The sequence below is a fragment of the Specibacter sp. NPDC078692 genome, from assembly GCF_040686835.1.
GTDB lineage: Bacteria > Actinomycetota > Actinomycetes > Actinomycetales > Micrococcaceae > Specibacter.
Genome location: NZ_JBFBLV010000024.1, coordinates 12799 through 33750 on the forward strand (window position 1 = coordinate 12799; position 20952 = coordinate 33750).

The following is a 20952-nucleotide window of genomic DNA, read 5'->3' on the forward strand; positions in this document are numbered from 1 at the left end:
GGGATTTCCCCTGCCAAGCGTTGATGTTGTATCGCTCACAACCCATTATTCCGTATGTGAGCGTCCGGGTGCTAATCGCCACAGACACCCATTGACAAATGTCTCGACGATCCTTACGGCGGCCACGCCTGTCCGGTGCTGATGGCGGTGAGTTGCCACAGCCAGACCACCCAAACAATTTGCAGCACACTAAACATCACCAGCACGCTCACACGGTAAGCCCTTGAGGTGGAAATGAACGCCGCCGCGAGGGCCAGCGGGAACAATGGCAGCAGCATCCTGAACGTGCTCGACTGTGGATGCAACACAGCCATGAGGTACAGCAGGTACATGCCGCACCACATCTGCATCTCGACGCCCAGACGCCGCACAGCTTTGGAATTGAGGTACAGCAGGACAAGTGCCACGAAAATGAGCGGCAGCAACGGCCCCCACAACGGACCTACCAGGTCCACACCGGCGTCGAACCATGGTTTGAAGAGCACCAGTTCAGTGCCCCGCCAAGCCGTCTCAGTATCGGTGTAAGCGGTGCGCTCCCCCGTCACCCACCAGGCGATGAGCATCCAGGCAAAGGCCATCACTGCGCTGACCACCAGCAGCACCGCGCCCCACACCATCTCAGCGGCCGGGAACGGATCGCGCTTCCGGTGCCACCAGCGCAGCACCAGATGCAGACCAACGACGGCGACAAAGGGCACCCCCGTTGGCCTCGACAGGCACAGCAGGATCACCATGGGCACAGCGGCACTATAGTTCCGTTTGAGAAGTAGATGCAGGGCTGCCGCCAGGAAGAATATGCCCAGAGACTCTGCGTAGGGAACCTGCAAGACCGGGGAAACGGGGAAGCTGGCAAAAAAGACCACACCCCACAGGGCGGTCCCCGGTGCAGCAAAATTCCGGAACAGCACATACACCATGAGCGCGGCCGCCAGTCCGGCTACCGTGGCAACGATGGCGCCCGAGGCCGCCCATTCCAACCCTGTTACGGCGCTTAAACCTCGTGCCAGGACTGGAAAGAGAGGGAAGAACGCCCATTGATTGGGGTAGGCAACGCCGTTGTCGTGGCGGGGAATGGTGGTGGGGTATCCGGCGTCGAAAACCCGCTCGTACCAGCCGGCATCCCAGCGGTTGATGAACGTCAGATAGTCGGGCTGACGTCCACCCCACGGCGATTCTTCAGCATGCCAGGCCGCCCCGAGAAAGACTGCGAAGGAGAACAAACGCGTAGCGGCATAGAGCAGGCCGACTTGGAGCCACCACGGGGCCCGCTGCAACGGAGCTACCCAGCGGCGAAGTGCGGCGTAGATTTCCTCGTTGATGGAGGGCTTGGCTGCAGAGCCCGAATCGAGCTCACTCATATGTTGGGTCACTCTTGAACTGGTCACTCTTTGACTGCTCACTCAACGTTCGGGGCACTCACGGTCGAGGTTATTCGCACCAGCGGCAAGCCAGCAACCGGGTTGGTGATCGTTGACTACACCGACTGCCTGCATCATGGCGTACGCCGTGGTGGGGCCAACAAAAGAAAAGCCGAGCTTCTTTAGCGTCTTAGCTAATTGCGCAGACTCCGGTGTCTGGGACGCAACCGGTGCGTCTGGAAGCCGAGAATCTTGCGGAGCATGGTCGGCCAGTAGGGAGGCTAGCGTGATCCCCTCTGGCAGGGCCAGCAGGGCTTTCGCGTTTGCCATGGTGGCGCTGATTTTGAGCCGGTTGCGCACAATGCTGGAATCGTTCATGAGCCGTTCAAAATCGGCCTCGTCGAACGCGGCCACAGCGCCCGGGTCAAAGTTTTTGAATGCGGTCCTGAATGCTTCACGTTTTCGCAGGATCGTCAGCCAGCTCAGACCCGATTGGAATGCCTCTAGGCTCAGCCGTTCAAAGAGTTCGCGCTCCACGGTCTCCGGATCCCCGGACACAGGCTTGCCCCATTCCGTGTCGTGATAGAGCTGGTACTGCGCATCGCCTTCCATCCCGCCCCATGCGCAGCGGACCTTGCCATCACTGCTCGCCATCACAGCCAGCCGTCATTTCCATCCACGAGCCCGGAGCCCGAGCCTGCTCGTGAGTTCGAGCCCGAGCTAGACCCGGCTCCGGTGCTAGAGCCAGTTTCCGTGGCGTTGCCCGACTCGAGCCCAGCGTTTGCCGCCGTTGCAGCTAAGGGTGCGGCACCGGCGTCGTCCGCGTCTGAGCCAGTTGCCATGTCCGCAGCGGGGACGGCGGGGTTGCCGGACTCCAATGCAGCGATTCGCAAGTCCTTGGCCGCCAATTCATCGCGCAGCCGGTCTAACACCTCATCCACCTGATCCATGCGATAGCCGCGCAGTCCCAGTGAGAAGCGCAGTGTGTCTACGTCAGCCGGCTGAGGCGCGCCCGGCAGCAACACCGGTGGCAGGTTGGCCACAGGCGCACCAAGGACGTCATCGTACACCTCGATATTGGCCTGGGGCTTGTTCAGACCCACCACATAAAGCGCAGCCGCAGCAGCCACCATCACGGCAAGAAAGATCAGGAAGTAAGTCACTACACCATGGTGCCAGATGCACGGCGCGAAAGGGGGTTCATCTCCTAGAGTCAGCCCCTAGCCGCCGGCTGCAACTCTGGCGCCAGCTTTTCCTTCCATGACAAGCTGCACGGCCTCTTCGGCGGTGTCGACCAGTTGCACGATGTCCAAGTCGCCAGCTGAGACCAGGCCCTGTTCCACCATGACATCCCGGATCCAGTCCATGAGCGGGGCCCAGAACGCCTTATCCACCAGCACTATGGGGAATTGGCTGACCTTGCTGGTCTGTACCAAAACCATGGCCTCGAAGAGTTCATCAAGGGTGCCGAGCCCGCCGGGCAACACCACAAAACCCTGGGCGTACTTGACGAACATGGTCTTGCGGGCGAAGAAGTAGCGGAAGTCGACACCGAGCCCCACCCATTCGTTCATGCCCTGCTCGAAGGGGAGCTCAATTCCCAAACCAATGGAGAGCCCGCCAGCCTCGGTGGCGCCGCGGTTCGCAGCCTCCATGGAGCCCGGGCCACCGCCGGTGATGACAGCTACACCGGCTTCCACCAGCAGCCTGCCAACCTCCATGCCGGTGGCGTAGTACGGGGAATCCGGCTTGGTGCGTGCCGAACCAAACACGCTGATGGCCGGGCCAATCTCGGCCAGCGCGTCAAAACCTTGAACGAACTCGCTTTGGATGCGCATGACCCGCCACGGGTCGGTGTGCGTGAAATCGGAGCTGCGCGGTGTTTCCAAAAGTCTCGCGTCTGCGGTGTCCGTGCCGAAGCCGTTTTTGCGCCAAATCCCGAATCGTCGTAGTTCGGGGCGGATGGGGCGGTTAGATCCTGTGGGTGCACTCATGCCCCTAGGGTACGTGAAAAGGGGCAGTGGCCTGCCTCACATTGTCTCGTTACCGTTACGATCCGGGAGGATGTTGGTGATTTCGCGCACTGAGCTCCGGAATTTGGATAGGTTAAATGCATGACAAATCCCGTACCTGCTCCTGCGCTCGTGGAACTCAAGGCCGTTAACAAACATTACGGCCCGCTCCACGTGCTTCAGAACATTAACTTGCAAGTTCCCAAGGGTGAAGTTCTGGTTGTCATTGGTCCTTCCGGGTCCGGTAAATCGACACTGTGCCGCACCATCAACCGGTTGGAAACCATTGACACTGGTTCCATCACCATTGATGGCAAGGAGCTTCCCAAGGAAGGCAAGCAGCTTGCTAATCTGCGGGCCGACGTTGGCATGGTGTTCCAGTCCTTCAACTTGTTTGCGCACAAAACCATCTTGGAGAATGTCACGCTCGGGCCCATCAAGGTCAAGGGCATGTCAAAGCCCGACGCCGACAAACTCGCCTTGAGCTTGTTGGAACGCGTTGGCGTGGGGCACCAGGCAGCAAAGTTTCCAGCCCAGCTTTCCGGCGGACAGCAGCAGCGCGTCGCTATTGCACGAGCTTTGGCAATGAAGCCCAAGGTCATGCTCTTCGATGAGCCCACCAGCGCCTTGGACCCGGAAATGATCAATGAAGTCTTGGACGTCATGGTTGAGCTCGCCAAGGAAGGCATGACCATGGTGGTGGTCACCCACGAGATGGGCTTCGCTCGCAAGGCTGCTGACCGGGTCATCTTCATGGCCGATGGCCAGATTGTTGAAGAAGCGACTCCGGATGATTTCTTCACGAACCCACAAACTGACCGGGCCAAAGACTTCCTCTCCAAGATTCTCACCAACGGATAACTTGCACCCCTATTCTTCTGAACCTCGACTTTTGACCCTTGAAGTCATCATCACTCCGGCCCACACGGCCGACTATGAAAGGAAACCCCTTGAAAAATTTCTTTAGCCGAAAGAGCCTCAGCGTTGTGGCCATTATGGCTGCCGCAACGCTAGCCATGACAGGTTGTGGCGGTGGCGATTCCACCGGCGGCGATACTCCAGCCGGTGGCGATGCTGGTGCTACCGGCCTCACTTTTGAAGTAGCCAAGGATGTTGCCCTGACCGGCAGCCCCACCTTTGACAAAATCAAGGCCGACGGCGCTATCCGCATCGGTGTGAAGGAAGACCAGCCTGGACTAGGCTTCTTGGACGCCGTTACTAATGAGCGCAGCGGTTTCGACATTGAGATCGCGCGCTGGATGGCTGCTAGTTTGGGCGTCGCAGCTGACAAGATTGAATTCAAGGCCATTCCGTCCGCGAACCGCGAGTCGGCACTGGCCAACGGCGACGTTGACCTCTATGTAGGCACTTACTCCATCACCGACAAGCGTAAGAAGCTCGTTAACTTCGCCGGACCGTACTTCGTCACCGGTCAAGGCATTCTGGTAGCCAAGGACAACTCTGACATCACCAGTGAAAAGGACCTCACGGGCAAGAATGTTTGCTCGGCCACCGGATCCACGCCCATCCAGAACATCAAGGAGAACTTCCCGGGTGTCAAGACAACCGAGTTCGATGTCTACTCCAAGTGTGTAGATGCCTTGATCAGCGGAAGCGTCGACGCAGTTACAACCGATCAGGCTATCCTGCTTGGTTTTGCGTCAGAGCAGCCTGATGAGCTGAAAGTTGTAGGCGAACCCTTCACCGTAGAGAACTACGGCATTGGTTTGCCGCTCGGCGACACCGCCCTGCAGGACTTCTTGAATACGACTCTCACCGACGGTAACGCCACCTGGACCAAGATCTTCGATGCCACCTTGGGTAAGTCCGGTACAAAGGTTGAACAGCCCGCTGTTGAAAAGTAACAACCGTCCCTAGTGGGTGGTGCAGCACGGCAGTTTCTCGTGCTGCACCACCCACTTCGTCCTCTTTAATTCACTGAAAGCGACACTGCCCTGTGAATGTAATTATTGACAATCGCGATCTGTTCCTCACGGGGTTCAAGAACACCGGGATCTTGTTCATAGTCTCCGCGTTCTTTGCACTCATTCTTGGAACCATCGTTGCAGGTATGCGTGTTTCTCCCGCACCTGCCATGCGCGCTGCAGGGACTCTGTATGTCAACGCTGTGCGCAATACACCCCTGACCTTGATTTTGGCTTTCTTTGCGCTGGGATATCCCAGGCTGGGGTTGCCGCATATCGACTTCATGGTGGCCGCCATTATTGGACTCTCGCTCTACACAGCCACCTACGTTTCTGAAGCCATCCGGTCAGGTATCAACACTGTCTCAGTGGGCCAGTCCGAGGCTGCCCGCGCCATTGGTTTGCCTTTCATGCAGACCCTGACTCTGATTGTTTTGCCGCAGGCGTTCCGCTCAGTGGTGCCTCCGCTATTTAGCGTCTTTATCGCGTTGCTCAAGAACACCACCGTTGCAGCGGGCTTCTCCGTAGCTGAGGCGGGAGCCATCCGCGCCAATCTCAGTGAACGTGGTGAGGCCCTATTGCCGGGGCTGCTGTGGGTTGCCCTGATTTTCATTGTGCTAGTGCTAGGCATCATGACCCCGTTGCAACGCTACCTTGAGAAGAAGTGGAGGGTTGCGCGATGAGTGCAGTACTTTTTGATGTGCCGGGCCCCAAAGCCCGCACACGCAACGTATATTTGAACGTTCTCACCGCCGTTGTGGTGGCTGGGATCTTGGGATTTGTCATTTATCGGTTCTACGAATCGGGACAATTCACAGCCAAGAAGTGGGAGATCTTCACCTACTCGCAGGTCCAGCAGGAGTTCCTCAAGGCCATCTGGGCCACGGTGAGCGCCTTTGGAGTTGCCGCCATCGGCAGTTTGATACTAGGTATCATTTTGGCCTTTGGCCGCTTGGCACATACAAAGTGGCTCAGCGTGCCGTGCTACTGGTTCACCGAGCTGTTCCGCGCTGTGCCGCTGCTGATTCTCATGATGATCATGTACTACGGGCTCCCCTCCGTGGGTGTCGCAGGCATTACGCCGTTTATTGCCGTGGTGGTTGGTTTGATCCTCTACAACGGTTCTGTCTTAGCGGAAGTATTTCGCGCTGGCATTGAGTCGCTGCCGAAAGGCCAGGGCGAAGCTGGATTGGCTATCGGCCTCTCAACCGGCCAGGTTTTGCGTGGCATTTTGTTGCCGCAGGCAATCCGCGCCATGCTGCCGGTGATTATTGCCCAGCTTGTAGTCATCATGAAGGATACGGCGTTGGGCTTCTTGATCACGTACGACGAAATCCTCAAATACGCCAACTTCCTCGGGTCCCAGAGCCAGTATGGTTCTCCCGTGGTTCCTGGCCTCATGGTTGCGGCGGGGATTTACATCAGTTTGTGCTTGATTCTCTCCGGTATTGCCAGATTCACCGAGTACAAGATGTCCTCGCGGGTGAAGGTGGTCAAGGCTAAGGCTGGCATCGCTGGCTAAATGCAACATCCACTACCTCAGCAAACGGGCCGGTGGTCACCTTTCATGGTGACCACTGGCCCGTTGGTTTCCAAGAACCAGCGCGTCAGCGCTGCAAGCGACTTAGCTCAACCACCGCGTCAGGGCGGCGAGGCACTCCCGAATGGCCGATGCCTCCACATGTTCGTTGTCAGAATGTGCAAGCAAGGCATCACCCGGGCCAAAGTTGACGGCCGGAATGCCCATTTCGCTCAGCCGGGCAACATCAGTCCACCCGTACTTGGGCAGCGGTTCGCGTCCCACGGCTGCCACAAATGAGGCGGCAGCCGGTGCATTCAGCCCAGGCCGCGCGCCAGCCGAAGAATCCGTACAGACCAAATCAAAACCGTCCAGCAACGCACGAACATGCTCTTCGGCCTGTGCTGGCGTTTTGTCCGGGGCAAAACGATAGTTGATTTCGACCACGCACTGATCGGGAATCACATTGCCGGCGGTACCGCCATGAATCTTCACAGCGTTCAGTGACTCGCGGTATTCCAGCCCATCAACGTTGATCGTGGCGGGCTCGTAGTCCGCGAGCCGGGCGAGAATTGGGGCCGCTGCGTGGATGGCGTTCTCACCCATCCAGGCCCTGGCCGAGTGAGCTGCCAGGCCGCGGGTGGTTGCTTCGAAGCGAATCGTGCCGTTGCAGCCGCCTTCCACCGTCCCATTGGTGGGCTCAAGCAGAATGCCGAAATCGGCGTCGAGTAGTTCCCGATTTTCCCGCACCAGCCGGCCCAGCCCGCTCTTGGACGCCGCAACTTCTTCGTGATCGTAGAAGATGAAGGTGATGTCCTTGCTCGGATTGGGCATCGTTGCTGCCAGCGCCAACTGCACGGCGACTCCGCCCTTCATGTCGGTGGCACCGCGACCATACAGCACCTCGCCGTCCCACGAGCTGGGAACCGTGCCACGCGAACCTTCGGTGGTGGGCAGCGGCACGGTATCTAGATGCCCCGCCAAGATCACCCGCTCGGCGCACCCCAATTCGGTGCGAGCCACGATTGCATCCCCATTGCGCGTTACGGACAAATGCCCCAGCGCACGAAGCGCCGCCTCCACAGCATCGGCGATGGCACCTTCATTAGCTGAGACGCTTTCAATATCCATCAGTGCCGCCGTCAGCTGCGCCACGTCTTGATGCAGATCGAGCACGGCAACGCCCGCCTCACCTTTTTGGCCACCCGTCCGAGCCGGCCCATGCGACTCACCCGAGACGCGCGGATCAGTGGGATCAGAAGAATCAGTGGCGTGGCTGGGTGTGGTCATTGGTCCATTTTACCGGCGTAATGACGTACAAAAAACTTTCTAATTTCTTTCCACTCCGATCCAATCCAATGCTCCGATGGCTCCGAAGTACTATCTGACAGCCCACAGCAGCAGCTCAAAAGATCAGCTGATCTTTTGACAAGCGGCACGGGAGAAGCACAACGGAATCCTTCCGATTTCACACTACGGAGAATCATCATGAACACCACCTTGAAGTTTGGAACCCGTAAGAGCCTCACTATGGGACTTGGCCTCCTAGCGGTTGCAGCATTGGGCATGACCTCTTGCAGCTCAGCTGACACGGCAGCAGATCCCAGCTCAGCTGCCCCGATGACTTCTGCTGACGCATCCATGACTCCCAGCTCCTCAGCGGCTATGGACCCGGCCGCCGAACTGGTTGGCGCTGGCTGTGCCGACTACGCTGCAGCTGTTCCCGACGGTGCAGGCTCAGTGGCTGGCATGGCTGCCGACCCGGTTACGACCGCAGCATCAAACAACCCGTTGCTGAAGACCCTCACCGCCGCGGTCTCCGGACAGTTGAACAAGGACGTCAACCTGGTGGACACGCTCAACTCCGGCGAATTCACTGTCTTTGCTCCGGTCGATGACGCTTTCGCCAAGATCCCGGCTGACACCATTGAAGGCCTGAAGACGGACAGCGCCACCTTGTCCTCCATCCTGACCTACCACGTGGTTCCCGGCCAGATCTCACCCAGCGATCTCCCCGGCGATCTGACCACTGCTGAAGGCGGCACGGTCAAGGTCACCGGTAGCGGTGACAACCTGATGGTCAACGATGCAAAGGTCATCTGCGGCGGCGTCAAGACTGCCAATGCAACGGTCTACCTGATCGACACCGTTCTGATGCCGCCGGCCAAGAAGTAGTACTTCTAGCCAACAGATTGCAACACCCAACGAAGGAAATGTGCTCATTGGTATAGACCGTGACAAAGTAGACCCTATGCGTTTACCTTGGATACGGTCCGTCGAACCACTGGTTCCACCGACCCATGAGGACTTGATCCGCCTCGTCGCCTTGGGCGACGAGGCGGCCTTCGAAGAACTTTATGATGCCGTTGCACCACGAGTGTTTGGACTGGTCAAACGCATTGTCCGAGATCAGGCACAAAGCGAAGAAGTCACACAAGAAGTTTTTGTGGATGTATGGGCGCAAGCGTCTCGATTCGATGCCGACCGAGGCAAAGCAATGTCCTGGATTCTGGTAATTGCCCACCGCAGAGCCGTAGACAGAGTCCGGGCTAGCCAGGCAAGTTCCGATAGGGATCTTCGTCAGGGAATCAAGGAGTATCAAGAAAGCTACGACGACGTCGCAGACACTGTGGAAAACCAGATGGAAGCCGCTCGAGTTCGCGAAGCACTTGAGACTCTCACAGAGTCACAGCGAGAAGCAATCAGTTTGGCGTACTACGGTGGGTATACACATCAAGAAGTGGCCGAGTTACTTAAAATCCCCATAGGTACAGTAAAAACAAGAATTCGTGATGGCATGATCAGGCTAAGAGAAAAGTTAGGGGTGGCGTGATGGAAGAGCAACTGCATCTACTGACCGGCTCCTACGCTTTGAATTCACTCTCCGACGGGGAGCGAACTGCCTTCGAACGGCATGCACTGAACAATGCTGAAACGTTGGAAGAGGTTCGTGGCCTCAGCGAGACTGCCGCGCTCTTGGCATTCGGAACCGCCGAAGAAACACCTCCGCCGGCTTTGAAAAACAGTGTCATGGCTGCCATCCGCAACACTCCCCAACTTCCTGCCACGGCAGTGGTCCGCGATATTTCCTCAGCACGCAGTTTGTCCGCGCCCCATCGCGGAAGCAGTACCCGGCGAAACCGTTGGGCACCAGCTCTGAGCGCCGCCGCAGCACTGGCAATCTTCGCCGGAGTGGGAGTAGGCGGCTGGGCCATTGGTCAAAATTCCTCTGATCAAGAGGCACAGCAACAATTGGCTGCTGCCCAGGCTCAACAACAAACCATGCTGAGCATCATGAACTCACCCGATTCCAAAATTGCCACTGCGGAAATGGATGATGGAGCAACCGTCACTGTCGCATCGTCAAACCAAGCAAATAGGGCTGCCGTCATGGTCAATGGGATGCCACCAGCACCACAAGGGAAAATCTACGAACTTTGGTTCATCTCGGCAGGCGGCGCAGTTTCCGCTGGACTGATGGACAGCAACCGCGAGCCTGCCATGCAGATACTCAATGGCGAAATCGGTGCCGCTACTCATATAGGCATCACCGTGGAACCAGCGGGTGGCTCTGAACAGCCAACCACCACGCCGATCCTGGTACAGGAAATCTAGACCCATGGCCCTCCGGAGCAATCCGGAGGGCTTTTGGCTCCGAAGTACCAGTATGTACTTCTACCAGCTACTTCAGGTAGTCATTTCAGAGCCAAAAGGAGCCTCCCATGGGCAAGCGCACTAAAGCTACACAGCGAGACTTCTTGCGCGGAAATCTCTTCGGTGCCCTAGCCGGCGTCATCGCGGCGGGAGTTCTCTTTGCTGTCGCCCAATTCGTCTCGGCGTTCTTTGGCCCCGCATCCTCCCCGATGACCTCAATGGGATCCACCTTCATCGACTTCACACCTGCATGGATGAAGAACTTCGCCATCGCCACCTTTGGTACTAACGACAAATTTGTTTTACTCCTCTCCATGGTCATCGTGGCTACCGTGTTGTCGGCCGTCGCCGGAGTCGTAGCCCGCAAGAAACTCGCCGCCGGCGCCACCTTGGTTGTCATCTTCGCCGTCGTGATGGGCGCCTGCATCATCACCCGGGCCAGCGCCGGACTCGCCGATCTCTTCCCTCTGCTGTTGGGCACCTTGGCCGGCCTCTTTGCCCTTCGCTTCCTCAGCCAGGACACGAGCGCCAGCACCACCACAAGTACGACGACGAACCTTTCTACCGCAGACGAGCTGGCTCCCAGCCGGCGCACCTTCTTGGTGAGGTCGGCGCTGTTGGCGGGGGCCGCCGTCGTGGTTGGCTTGGGTGGCACTGTCATCAACGGTGCTCGCAACACCGCCATTGCCGTTCGCGAAGCGCTGAAGCTCCCCTCCCCGAAAACTCAGGCAGCAGCGTTGCCCGCCGGGGTGCAGGCGCCCGTGGATGGGGTCACACCTTTTGTGACACCCAATGATGATTTCTACCGTATCGACACCGCTCTTTCCGTGCCGGACGTTGATCCGGCCAAGTGGCAGCTGCGCGTGCATGGCATGGTGGAGGAAGAGTTCACGATCGGCTTTGATGAGCTGTTGGCCCAGGATCTCATTGAGTCGTATGTGACCCTGACCTGTGTATCCAATGTGGTGGGCGGAAATCTGGCCGGCAATGCCAAGTGGCTGGGTTACCCCCTGCGCGAGGTGCTGGCCCGCGCCAAGCCCAAGGCCGGGGCCGATATGGTTCTCTCCACCAGCATTGACGGTTTTAGCGCCTCCACTCCCCTGCCCGTGTTGCAGGATGACCGCGACGCCATGCTGGCGGTGGGCATGAATGGCGAGCCGCTGCCGCTGGAACACGGCTTTCCGGTGCGTATGGTGGTGCCAGGGTTGTACGGATTCGTCTCCGCCACCAAGTGGGTGGTTGATCTGGAAGTGACAACCTTTGCCCAGGCCTCCGGATATTGGACCTCCAGAGGTTGGAGCTCCCACGGCCCCATCAAGACCGCCTCACGGGTAGAGGTTCCCCGGGCGCTGGGCCGGGTTCCTGCCGGGACAGTGGCCGTTGGCGGCAGTGCGTGGGCTCAAACCAAGGGTATCTCCAGAGTTGAAGTCCAGATTGACGACGGCGCTTGGCAGGAGGCCACGCTGGCTGCCGAGGCCTCGGTGGACACTTGGCGGCAGTGGTCGTACATGTGGGACAACGCTCCGGCCGGAACTCACAAGGTCCGGGTGCGTGCCTACGATGCCGACGGCACCCTCCAAATTCAGGACCAGGCTCCCCCGGAACCAGATGGTTCCACCGGCTGGCACTCCATCACGTTCAACGTGACGTGAGCTACGTTCACATCAGCTGTCCACGGAATGTGTCAGATGTTGGGGACGCGTACCGCCGTCTATAGACTTGATTCATGACTGAAACTGCGCCGTTGACCGACCGTTCCGCCCATGGCTTCGGCCTCGCCACAATTGCCGATTCAGGCGCAGTGCTCGATGTCTGGTTCCCGACGCCAGCACTTGGCACCGGAACCGACATCGTGGGCAACGTATCCACGGCCGGCGAGGAACTGACCGCCCTGGCGCAGAACGGAACGGACACCGATCGCGGCGTCACCCAGAGTGTGGTGTTCGCCCAGATTAACCTCGACGGCGAACCCGCCGATGCTGCCGACGCCTACCTTCGCGTGCACTTGCTCTCGCATCGTTTGGTGACGCCCAACAGCATCAATCTCGATGGCATCTTCGGCAAGTTGAACAACGTGGTGTGGACGAACTTCGGCCCCGCCGCCGTGGAAGGTTTTGAATTGACCCGGGCCAAACTGCGTCGCCGAGGACCCGTCACGGTGTATTCGGTGGATAAGTTCCCGCGCATGGTGGACTACGTGATCCCTGCCGGCGTCCGCGTGGGCGATGCAGACCGCGTCCGGCTCGGCGCGTACCTGGCTGAAGGCACCACGGTCATGCACGAAGGATTCGTCAACTTCAATGCCGGAACCCTTGGCACCTCCATGGTGGAAGGCCGTATCTCTGCAGGTGTTGTGGTGGGCGACGGCACCGATGTTGGCGGCGGCGCCTCGATCATGGGAACACTGTCAGGCGGTGGCCGGGAACGGGTTGCTTTGGGCAAACGCGTGCTCCTGGGCGCCAACTCGGGTGTGGGCATCAGCATTGGCGACGACTCAATCGTCGAGGCAGGCCTGTACGTCACCGCCGGCACCCGGGTCCGGGTTCTGGGCCCCAAGAACGACGACGGCGAGGACACCACTGTGATCGTCAAGGCCAGCGAGCTCTCCGGTGTCGCCAACTTGTTGTTCCGGCGCAATTCAACCTCCGGCGAGGTGGAAGTACTCCCCCGCAAGGGAGCCTCCGCCGTGGCCCTCAATGACAGTCTGCATGCGAACTAACTTTTCGATCCGCGCCTTAAGCCCGGCATCGCCCCGTGCCTTGATCCGGGCAGGCGGTCCACGATGAGACGCAAAGCCACGTTCGCGTGGCTTACCGTGGTGGTGGTTGTGGCTGGCCTGATCGTTGGCGGTGGCGCATGGTTGCTGAACTCAGTGCGTGGTGCTTTCGTCCCCAGCCTTGCCGTGGGATGCACGGCCACGGTTGGCGAGAGCAGTTACTGGCTCGCCGTGGACCAGAGTGAAAATGCTGCATTGATTTCCGGATTGGCTATTCAGCGCGGCATGCCGGCGCGGGCCGCCTCCATTGCCTTGGCGACGGCGTTGCAGGAATCGAAGCTGCGCAACATCGATTACGGTGATCTGGATTCTGTGGGATTGTTCCAGCAACGGCCCTCTCAGGATTGGGGCACCGTTGCGCAGATCATGGACCCTGTGTACTCCGCCAACGCGTTCTACGACGTCCTGGCTCAGGTCCCTGACTACGTTAATTTGCCCATCAACGACGCCGCCCAGATTGTTCAGCGCTCCGGTTTCCCACACGCCTATGCCCAGCACGAGCCGCTATCGCGGGCTTTTGCCTCCGCATTAACAGGGCAAACCCCGCAGGGATTGAACTGTACTCTGCCGCCAGCAGCTGCAGGCTCCCACCCTGAAACGGTGATCGCCACTGCCCAGGTGGCTCTGGGCCAACTACCCATGCACGCCGGCGAGAGCAACACAGTGGTGATCGACGCCGGTGACGCCTTCGGCTGGATGGCAGCGCATTGGGCCTTGGCCAATGCCCAGTCTTTGGGGATTGTGCAGATCGATTACGAGGGACTTCGCTGGAACCGGGCGGCCACTCAGGATGGCGAGAATCTGGGCTGGCAGCCCACCGATGCTGCCGGAACCGGAATCGTCACGCTCACCCTGGCGCCGCCGGCTGTTGCCTAGAAAAGTCGCCTAGCGAAGTTGGCTAGACCAGTAGTTCCACAACAGGCTGAACATAGCTGCGGAAGTTTACCTGATCATCGAGCAGATGGGAGCTCATGATCAACCTGTTGGGTTCAATGAACCACGCCCTTGGCTCAGCAAGGGGAACCTCCACAATGGTCAAGGTGAAATCCCGGGCACTGCGGCCCAGCTCCATTTCTCGGTTCTGCACCAGATCCGCCAGGATCTTGTGTCCACCCATGGTCTCGCGCTGCGCGGCCATGCTGGAATACACCTGTTTCTGCTCATGGGACCAGCTCACGGCGGCACCAAAGTGGGCGTGTGCCACCCGTTGCAGTGCTGGCATACCAGCCAGCTCGGGGAAGTCCGGAGGGCTGAGATTTGGTTCATTGCTGGGGTAAGAATGTAGCAGCTGGCTCCACCAAAACTCCCATTGGTCCCGCAATGCACCTGTTCCGCCCACGCCAGCCACCAGCATTGAATGGTCGGCCGCCCTCACAGTCGGGGCTACTTGGGACAGTGCGGGATTTCCGGCACCCGATAACCCCGCCACATCGCGGAAATACAGTGCCATGAGCATGGGGGTGTAGGTATCCATCGTGATCCTCCACCCTGGGCCACCGGTGTGATGCATGGTTTGTTCCTCCACCTGCCGCATTGATGGTGCGGCCATTTTGATGGCCCACCATTCCCACTCCCAAGATTACTCTCAAGCGCACCAGCGCGGCACTGTCTCGAGAATAATCCGGTCGAGCACCTAGCCGGCTCGAGACCTCAGCTGGCGAGGAGGGCCTGCAGGTGGCGGCGCAGTGTGGCCTGACCCTGCTCTGGTGCGGCCCAGGCAGGCTGCAGCACCATCCGCAGGCTCAGCCCGTCCAGTAAGCCGATGAGGCGTTCTGCTTCATCCACGGGAACCAGCCCGGGCGCCGCCAGCGGGCTTTCCATCAACTGCAGCACCACCCTGCCCACTACTGCTCCGGTAGCCCGGTAGTCGTCCTGTGCGGCATCGACCAGAGTTTGATTGGTGCGGGCGTCAAGCATGAATTCCATGTGCACCACGGCATCGGCGCTGCGTGATCCATCGAGCGGCAGCAGCTCTTCCAGAACCACTGCGCACTTCTCCAACAAGGCCTCGGCCTCGGTGGGCAGATCCTCATCTTCAAGTACTTCGAGTTTGTCCAGTGCCCGCAGGTGGATCCGCTCGGAGTTGACCCGGAAGGCGAACTCCATCAGCTCGGCCTGATCGTCAAAATAGTGCCGCACCGAACCTAGGGCAAGACCGGCCTCAGCCGCCACGTTACGTAGCGATGCTTGTGTCAAACCACGCTCCCGAATTACCCGAAATACGGCATCAGCAACAAGTTCTCGGCGGTCATCCGCATTCACAATTTTCGGCACACATCTTTTTTAGCACAGATGTCTCACGAATGCCCGCGGCACGGCGCAGCGTGAGATTATTTGCCCGCTGCGGTGGACTTTTTCCTGTCCATGTACAGCAGCACCAGCAACACAATCATGATGACCAGCGAAACAATAAAGAAGGGCAGGAAAACTGTCTTGCCCACTAGGACCAAGATGCCAAGGACCACAACAACAATGGGGAACGCCATGGAAAAGGTGTGCAGCAACAGCGTTGACATTTTCATAATTTTATTCTCGTCCTAGGTCTATCGAAAGGGCTAGCAAAAGGGGCTCACATAAGAAAAGCGGCGGGCGACTCTCCCAAGGGAAAGTCTCCCGCCGCCGTCGTACTTGGTCCGGGCGGAGTCAGGTTTCGACCAGCGAGGGTCTCGACCAGCTTGACCACCGGGGCTCGACCACCGGGCGCGCTGTTAGCGCGAGGGGTACATGCGCTCCGGTTCGCCTGTGTACAGCTGGCGCGGGCGGCCAATCTTGGTTTCGGGGTCCTTCATCATTTCGCGCCACTGGGCAATCCAGCCCGGCAGACGGCCGATGGCAAACAGAACCGTGAACATCTTTTCGGGGAAGCCCATGGCTTTGTAGATCAGGCCGGTGTAGAAGTCCACGTTCGGGTAGAGCTTGCGTGAGATGAAGTATTCATCTGTCAACGCAACTTCTTCCAGACGCATGGCGATGTCGAGGAGTTCGTCGTTGCCGCCGAGCTTTTCCAGGATTTCGTGGGCCGTGGCCTTGACGATTTTGGCACGCGGATCGTAGTTCTTGTAGACGCGGTGTCCGAAGCCCATGAGCTTCACACCGTCTTCCTTGTTCTTGACGCGCTCAACGAACTTCTCAACGGGCTCGCCGCTGTCCTGGATCTGGCGGAGCATGTTCAGCACTGCCTCGTTGGCGCCGCCATGCAGGGGGCCGAAGAGTGCGTTGATGCCGGCCGAAACCGAGGCGAACATATTGGCGTTGGCGGAACCTACCAAGCGCACCGTGGAGGTGGAGCAGTTCTGCTCGTGGTCGGCATGCAGGATCAGCAGCAGGTCAAGAGCCTTGACTACAATCGGGTCCATCTCGTAGGGCTCTGCCGGCAGGCCGAAGCTCAGACGCAGGTAGTTTTCCACCAGGTTCATGGAGTTGTCCGGGTACAGCATGGGCTGACCGATGGACTTCTTGTACGCGTAGGCGGCGATGACGGGCATCTTGGCCATCAGGCGGATGGTGGCCATCTCAACCTGCTCGTCGTCGAACGGGTCCAGGGAGTCCTGGTAGAACGTGGACAGGGCCGAGACAGCGGAGGACAACACCGGCATGGGGTGGGCATCGCGCGGGAAGCCGCCGAAGAAGCCCTTGAGGTCTTCGTGCAGCATGGTGTGGCGGCGGATGCGCTGATCGAAGGCGTCCAGCTCTGCCGGGGTGGGCAGGTTGCCGTAGATGAGCAAGTATGAAACTTCTAGGAAGCTGGAGTGCTCGGCCAGTTCTTCGATGGGGTATCCGCGGTAACGCAGGATGCCTGCCTCACCGTCAATGTAGGTGATCGCCGAGGAGGTGGCGGCGGTGTTGACGAAGCCGGGGTCGTAAGCGACGTTGCCGGTGGTCTTCAGGAGCTTGGAAACGTCATACCCGTCGTTGCCTTCAACAGCTTCGAGGAGCGGAAGATCAAGCTCTCCGCCGTCATAGCGCAGCGATGCGCCTGTAGAATCAGACATGGAGTCCCCTTCATGAGGTTGCCTTCAAAAAAGGCTTTCAATGGATCTAAAAACTTCTCAGCCCGCGATGCACTCGCATACCGGACCGCAAAAATCCCCAATAAGTCTTGGCAACACAAGCATGCAGCGGCCTGGACGGCTACCTACGAAACTACCGCTTCATGTGCCTTCAACACTAATCCAGAGGGCATTTTGTGTGGAATATGTGAGAAAACTGGGCTATTTTGCGCTCAATCGACGCACGGCGGCCGCTATGCGTTCATCGCTGCCTGTCAGTGCAACCCGGATAAAACCGTGGCCGGCTTCCCCATAAAAGGTGCCAGGTCCAGCCACAATGCCACGTTCGGCGAGCCTGCCAATGGTGGTCCAGGTGTCTTCACCGGCAGTGCACCACAGGTACAGTCCGGCCTCTGAATGGTGGATGGTCAGCCCGAAGGCTTCCAGCGCCCCCACGAGCTGTTCACGACGGCGGCGGTAGAGCGCTTTCTGCTCCTGCACATGGGTCTCATCCGCGAGGGCAACCCGCATGGCTTCTTGGACCGGGTATGGCACGATCATGCCCGCATGTTTGCGGCTGTTGATCAGATTGGCCATGATGGCGCCATCGCCAGCCACGAAAGCAGCCCGGTAACCAGCAACGTTCGACTGTTTGCTCAACGAGTAAATGGCCAACAAATTCTCATTCGAACCACCTGAGACCCGCGGGTCCAGGACACTCGGCACGGCTTCTCCACCGTTTTCCACGTCCCATTGTCCCCAGCCCAACTCGCCATAGCATTCATCGGAAGCCACGACGGCGCCAATCTCCCGCGCCGCCCGGACCAGCTCGGCAAGATCATCCGCGTCGCGCACAATTCCGGTGGGGTTGCCCGGGGAGTTAACCCAGACCAGCCGCACCCGGGCGAGGGTCTCAGCGTCGAGCTCGTCAAGGGAATCCGCAGCGACGGAGGTAGCCCCGGCAAAGGTGGCGCCCATGTCATAGGTGGGGTAGGCAACGGTAGGCCGGACAATCACATCACCAGCGCCAAGCCCCAGCAACAACGGCAGCCAAGCCACCAATTCCTTCGATCCAACGGTCGGCATGACGTCCGCCGGGGCAAGCCCCGGCACGTTCCGGCGCCGGGCAAACCACTCCACAATGGCCTGGCGCAGGGCCAGGGTGCCGTGCGTTGTGGGGTATCCCGGCGCATCGGCCGCAGCCGCAAGGGCCTCCCGAATCAGGGCAGGCGTGGGGTCCACGGGCGTGCCGATGGACAAGTTGACGAGCCCGTCGGGGTGCTGGCTGGCCGTTTGAAGATACGGCGCCAGCGCGTCCCACGGGTAGTCGGCGAGCTGCAGGCCAAAGGGCTTGTGATTCACAGGTTCCTTGCTGTTCACAGGGTGCGGCCGGGATTAGGCGGACGGGAATATGAGCGCTGGTTCAGTCTTGGTTCTGCGGCGGCAGTGCGGCAATCAGCGGGTGATCCGTGTGCGTGTTCCCGATCTTTGCGGCACCGCCAGGGGAGCCCAAAACGTCAAAGAACTCAACGTTGGCCTTGTAGTACTCGGCCCACTCATCCGGTGTGTCGTCCTCGTAGTAGATGGCCTCGACGGGGCACACAGGTTCACAGGCACCACAGTCAACACATTCGTCGGGGTGGATGTAGAGCGAGCGTTCACCCTCGTAGATACAGTCAACAGGGCACTCCTCAACACATGCCTTGTCCTTGACATCCACGCACGGCTGCGCAATTACGTACGTCACGAACCCCAACCTTCCTCACAAGTCTTCTCCGGCACAATTCGACACCGGTGCACCCATTATCCCCCAAGGGCGGCGAGCTGCGCACCTTAGCGCGACCTAGTATGAAGTAATGAACACTGCACTGACACGGCTCGCGCAGCTTCCACTGGGCACCCGGATGGTGGTCCGCTACCGGATCGACGGCGGATCCACCGACGCTCTTGGTGATCTGAGTGCCCGCGACTCTGGTTCTTGCACCATCACCACCCGCACCGGTCCCGTCACCATAAAGTACGACGACATCCAACTCGCCAAGGCTGTTCCCCCGCCGCCGGCACCCCGAGCGCGGCGTGTGCAGGGATAGATGAGGCTACTGAGGGCAGCTTCGGGCTGCTGACTGGCCGTTGCCGGAACTGACACTGAAGCTGCGTTCGGTTGCGGCTGAATGGCACGCAGCTCAAGCAGTGGCGCATCGTTACGCCGTAACCGTGCCCGGGCGCAAAGTCGGCCGGATATTACTTGCGTGATTTCAGCAGCACATTGACCAGCCAGGCCGTGAGCGGTGTGGCGACGGCAATGCCGTACAGCCAGACATTGCCCTGCATATTGCCGGTAATGATGCCCACTGATCCCAGCTGCAGGGACAGCACGCCTGCCGTCAAGTAGGCTGCGGCTCCGCACAGCACCACGATCCAAGCGCTCCTACTCCACAGCCCCACAAACAAGGCCACGGATACCAGCAACAGCAGCGCTAAGGCCGCGCCGAAGGGGACGACGGTTTGCCCGTTGTTGAGGAACCACGCGTGGCCATGCAGCGAGGTCCCCAGCAATCCACTGCCAATTCCAGCCCCGGCGGCTGCCGCCATGATGGCCCAACGTCGTGGAGGGGGAAGGCTGAATCGAAGCTTGCCCGCTGGCTGCGGCTCCGGCGGCTGAGACCCAGTCACTGTGCTGGATAAATAGCGGAGGGAGGAACCGCCACGAATTCTTCGACGGCGGAAATGTCCCTCCACACGTCATCGGAGAGAGCAAAGCGCCCGCCGTCCACGGTGATCTGAGTCCGGTGGGCTTCCATGGCGGCCTTCTTTGCCGCCAAATCTCCCACAACTTGCAGCCGCGGGGTGTCAGCGTCGAGTGCGCGTTCAGGCCGGTCACTGACGATCGTGTAGACAGCCGGGACCTTCCAGCCAGTCACCACAACGGAAGCATGCGCTGGCCCGGCATTGGCTGAGCCTGCCGATGCCGCCAGCCGCAGCGCAGCCATGGTGAGCTCGTGAGTGCGGACATGGTCAGGGTGCCCGTAGCCGCCGTCGGCTGCGTAAGTGATCACCATGTCCGGGCGCAGCTCGCGGATGGCGTGTGCCAGCAACTCTGCGGTGCCCTCCAAGGGCGCCCTCGAGAAGGAGCCGGGCAGCACAGTAGCTGCTGCTTCAGCACGGCCATCAGCACCCCACTGCATTCCGGAATCGCGGAACGTCACGTCTCCGCTATCCGTCGCGGTAACTCCCTGGCCCAACCAAATGTGCTCATGGACGCCCAGCGCGGCCAAGGCTGCCGCCAGCTCACGTTCTCGTTCCAGAGCCAGCCCGGCGCCAAGTGCCGCTTCCTGCTCAGGGAGGTGTCCGGCGTCGTCCGGGTCAGTGGCACGCGGGAGGGCGAGGTCTCCCGCTTTGACCTCCAGATGGGCCAACTCTGGCGGAATGACCTCGCCCAGCTCTCCGCGTGTGCAGGTCACCAAGACAACTCGAGCACCTGCGGCGGCCGAGGCAGCCATGGTGGCCCCGGTGACAATGGTTTCGTCATCGGGGTGGGCATGCACAAAGAGCATGGTGGTCCTGGGTCCGGTGCCGGGCAACAAAGTAGTTGAGTCCATGGTGCCTAATCTACCTGCCTGCTGAGAGCACGCCCTAGAGACCGCACCTAGCTCTGCCCACGGCGAAACCCACAAAAAGGCCGGCGCCTAAGAACGCAAGGTCCAGAGGCGCCGGCCGAG

General features: G+C 59.7%; 24 protein-coding genes. 11 read left to right on the forward strand and 13 right to left on the reverse strand.

Annotation, left to right across the window (positions count from 1 at the left end):
- Positions 1-113: 113 nt before the first annotated feature.
- The 4 genes from AB0O97_RS15085 to AB0O97_RS15100 are packed head-to-tail and all read right to left on the reverse strand — an operon-like array spanning position 114 to position 3352.
- A complete protein-coding gene (locus AB0O97_RS15085) occupies positions 114-1358 on the reverse strand; it encodes a hypothetical protein (protein WP_363883784.1) in 1245 nt (414 codons plus the stop codon).
- Between the two features lie 42 nt (positions 1359-1400).
- A complete protein-coding gene (locus tag AB0O97_RS15090) occupies positions 1401-2012 on the reverse strand; it encodes a DNA-3-methyladenine glycosylase I (RefSeq protein WP_363883785.1) in 612 nt (203 codons plus the stop codon).
- Positions 2012-2521, reverse strand: coding sequence for a DivIVA domain-containing protein (locus AB0O97_RS15095; RefSeq protein WP_363883786.1), 510 nt, complete (start codon positions 2519-2521; stop codon positions 2012-2014). The genes AB0O97_RS15090 and AB0O97_RS15095 overlap by 1 nt, the downstream gene beginning before the upstream one ends.
- Before the next feature lie 57 nt (positions 2522-2578).
- The gene (locus AB0O97_RS15100) at positions 2579-3352 is read right to left on the reverse strand and encodes a TIGR00730 family Rossman fold protein (protein WP_363844623.1); all 774 of its coding nucleotides are present in this window, start codon (positions 3350-3352) and stop codon (positions 2579-2581) included.
- Positions 3353-3472: 120 nt separating this feature from the next.
- Here AB0O97_RS15100 and AB0O97_RS15105 point away from each other — a divergent pair, with 120 nt between their 5' ends.
- From AB0O97_RS15105 to AB0O97_RS15120, 4 genes are all read left to right on the forward strand, one after another.
- Entirely contained in the window at positions 3473-4231 is a 759-nt protein-coding gene (locus tag AB0O97_RS15105) for an amino acid ABC transporter ATP-binding protein (RefSeq protein WP_363883787.1), read from the forward strand.
- 155 nt (positions 4232-4386) lie between these two features.
- Positions 4387-5235: a glutamate ABC transporter substrate-binding protein gene (locus AB0O97_RS15110; RefSeq protein ID WP_363844787.1), complete on the forward strand. Its 849-nt coding sequence runs from the start codon at positions 4387-4389 to the stop codon at positions 5233-5235.
- Between the two features lie 92 nt (positions 5236-5327).
- Positions 5328-5978, forward strand: a complete 651-nt coding sequence (locus tag AB0O97_RS15115) for an amino acid ABC transporter permease (RefSeq protein ID WP_363844629.1) — start codon at positions 5328-5330, stop codon at positions 5976-5978.
- On the forward strand, positions 5975-6817 hold the full coding sequence (locus AB0O97_RS15120; protein ID WP_363844632.1) for an amino acid ABC transporter permease: 843 nt from the start codon (positions 5975-5977) through the stop codon (positions 6815-6817). Before AB0O97_RS15115 ends, AB0O97_RS15120 begins: the two co-directional genes overlap by 4 nt.
- A 102-nt stretch (positions 6818-6919) precedes the next feature.
- Here AB0O97_RS15120 and dapE read toward each other — a convergent pair whose 3' ends face one another.
- Positions 6920-8104 carry a succinyl-diaminopimelate desuccinylase gene (gene dapE, locus AB0O97_RS15125; RefSeq protein WP_363844635.1) on the reverse strand — a complete coding sequence of 395 codons (1185 nt, stop codon included), beginning with the start codon at positions 8102-8104 and terminating at the stop codon, positions 6920-6922.
- A gap of 198 nt (positions 8105-8302) precedes the next feature.
- Between dapE and AB0O97_RS15130 the strand changes: the two genes are divergently transcribed.
- The 6 genes from AB0O97_RS15130 (at position 8303) to AB0O97_RS15155 (ending at position 14120) form a co-directional block, all read left to right on the forward strand.
- A complete protein-coding gene (locus AB0O97_RS15130; RefSeq protein ID WP_363883789.1) occupies positions 8303-8989 on the forward strand; it encodes a fasciclin domain-containing protein in 687 nt (228 codons plus the stop codon).
- A 76-nt stretch (positions 8990-9065) separates the two neighbouring features.
- Entirely contained in the window at positions 9066-9647 is a 582-nt protein-coding gene (sigK, locus tag AB0O97_RS15135) for an ECF RNA polymerase sigma factor SigK (protein ID WP_363844790.1), read from the forward strand.
- Positions 9647-10429, forward strand: coding sequence for an anti-sigma factor (locus tag AB0O97_RS15140; protein ID WP_363844641.1), 783 nt, complete (start codon positions 9647-9649; stop codon positions 10427-10429). The genes sigK and AB0O97_RS15140 overlap by 1 nt, the downstream gene beginning before the upstream one ends.
- Before the next feature lie 107 nt (positions 10430-10536).
- On the forward strand, positions 10537-12120 hold the full coding sequence (locus AB0O97_RS15145) for a molybdopterin-dependent oxidoreductase (RefSeq protein ID WP_363883790.1): 1584 nt from the start codon (positions 10537-10539) through the stop codon (positions 12118-12120).
- A 74-nt stretch (positions 12121-12194) separates the two neighbouring features.
- Positions 12195-13187, forward strand: coding sequence for a 2,3,4,5-tetrahydropyridine-2,6-dicarboxylate N-succinyltransferase (gene dapD, locus AB0O97_RS15150; protein ID WP_363883792.1), 993 nt, complete (start codon positions 12195-12197; stop codon positions 13185-13187).
- Positions 13188-13250: 63 nt separating this feature from the next.
- Complete coding sequence (locus tag AB0O97_RS15155) at positions 13251-14120, forward strand: hypothetical protein (RefSeq protein WP_363883793.1); 870 nt, start codon at positions 13251-13253, stop codon at positions 14118-14120.
- 22 nt (positions 14121-14142) lie between these two features.
- On the opposite strand, the gene AB0O97_RS15160 is transcribed toward AB0O97_RS15155, so the two are convergent.
- The 6 genes from AB0O97_RS15160 to fdxA form a co-directional block, all read right to left on the reverse strand.
- On the reverse strand, positions 14143-14754 hold the full coding sequence (locus tag AB0O97_RS15160; protein ID WP_363844793.1) for a hypothetical protein: 612 nt from the start codon (positions 14752-14754) through the stop codon (positions 14143-14145).
- Positions 14755-14894: 140 nt separating this feature from the next.
- Complete coding sequence (locus AB0O97_RS15165) at positions 14895-15518, reverse strand: TetR family transcriptional regulator C-terminal domain-containing protein (protein WP_363883795.1); 624 nt, start codon at positions 15516-15518, stop codon at positions 14895-14897.
- Between the two features lie 56 nt (positions 15519-15574).
- Positions 15575-15760, reverse strand: a complete 186-nt coding sequence (locus AB0O97_RS15170) for a hypothetical protein (protein WP_363844655.1) — start codon at positions 15758-15760, stop codon at positions 15575-15577.
- Between the two features lie 192 nt (positions 15761-15952).
- On the reverse strand, positions 15953-17236 hold the full coding sequence (locus AB0O97_RS15175; protein WP_363883797.1) for a citrate synthase: 1284 nt from the start codon (positions 17234-17236) through the stop codon (positions 15953-15955).
- A 219-nt stretch (positions 17237-17455) separates the two neighbouring features.
- Entirely contained in the window at positions 17456-18595 is a 1140-nt protein-coding gene (gene dapC, locus AB0O97_RS15180; RefSeq protein WP_363844661.1) for a succinyldiaminopimelate transaminase, read from the reverse strand.
- Between the two features lie 61 nt (positions 18596-18656).
- Positions 18657-18980, reverse strand: coding sequence for a ferredoxin (fdxA, locus tag AB0O97_RS15185; protein ID WP_203313656.1), 324 nt, complete (start codon positions 18978-18980; stop codon positions 18657-18659).
- A gap of 109 nt (positions 18981-19089) precedes the next feature.
- Here fdxA and AB0O97_RS15190 point away from each other — a divergent pair, with 109 nt between their 5' ends.
- On the forward strand, positions 19090-19323 hold the full coding sequence (locus AB0O97_RS15190; protein ID WP_363844664.1) for a hypothetical protein: 234 nt from the start codon (positions 19090-19092) through the stop codon (positions 19321-19323).
- Between the two features lie 151 nt (positions 19324-19474).
- Here the strand turns inward: AB0O97_RS15190 and AB0O97_RS15195 are convergent, their stop codons facing one another.
- The gene (locus tag AB0O97_RS15195) at positions 19475-19825 is read right to left on the reverse strand and encodes a hypothetical protein (RefSeq protein ID WP_363844667.1); all 351 of its coding nucleotides are present in this window, start codon (positions 19823-19825) and stop codon (positions 19475-19477) included.
- Between the two features lie 77 nt (positions 19826-19902).
- Complete coding sequence (locus AB0O97_RS15200) at positions 19903-20832, reverse strand: PIG-L family deacetylase (protein ID WP_363883799.1); 930 nt, start codon at positions 20830-20832, stop codon at positions 19903-19905.
- Between the last annotated feature and the right edge of the window lie 120 nt (positions 20833-20952).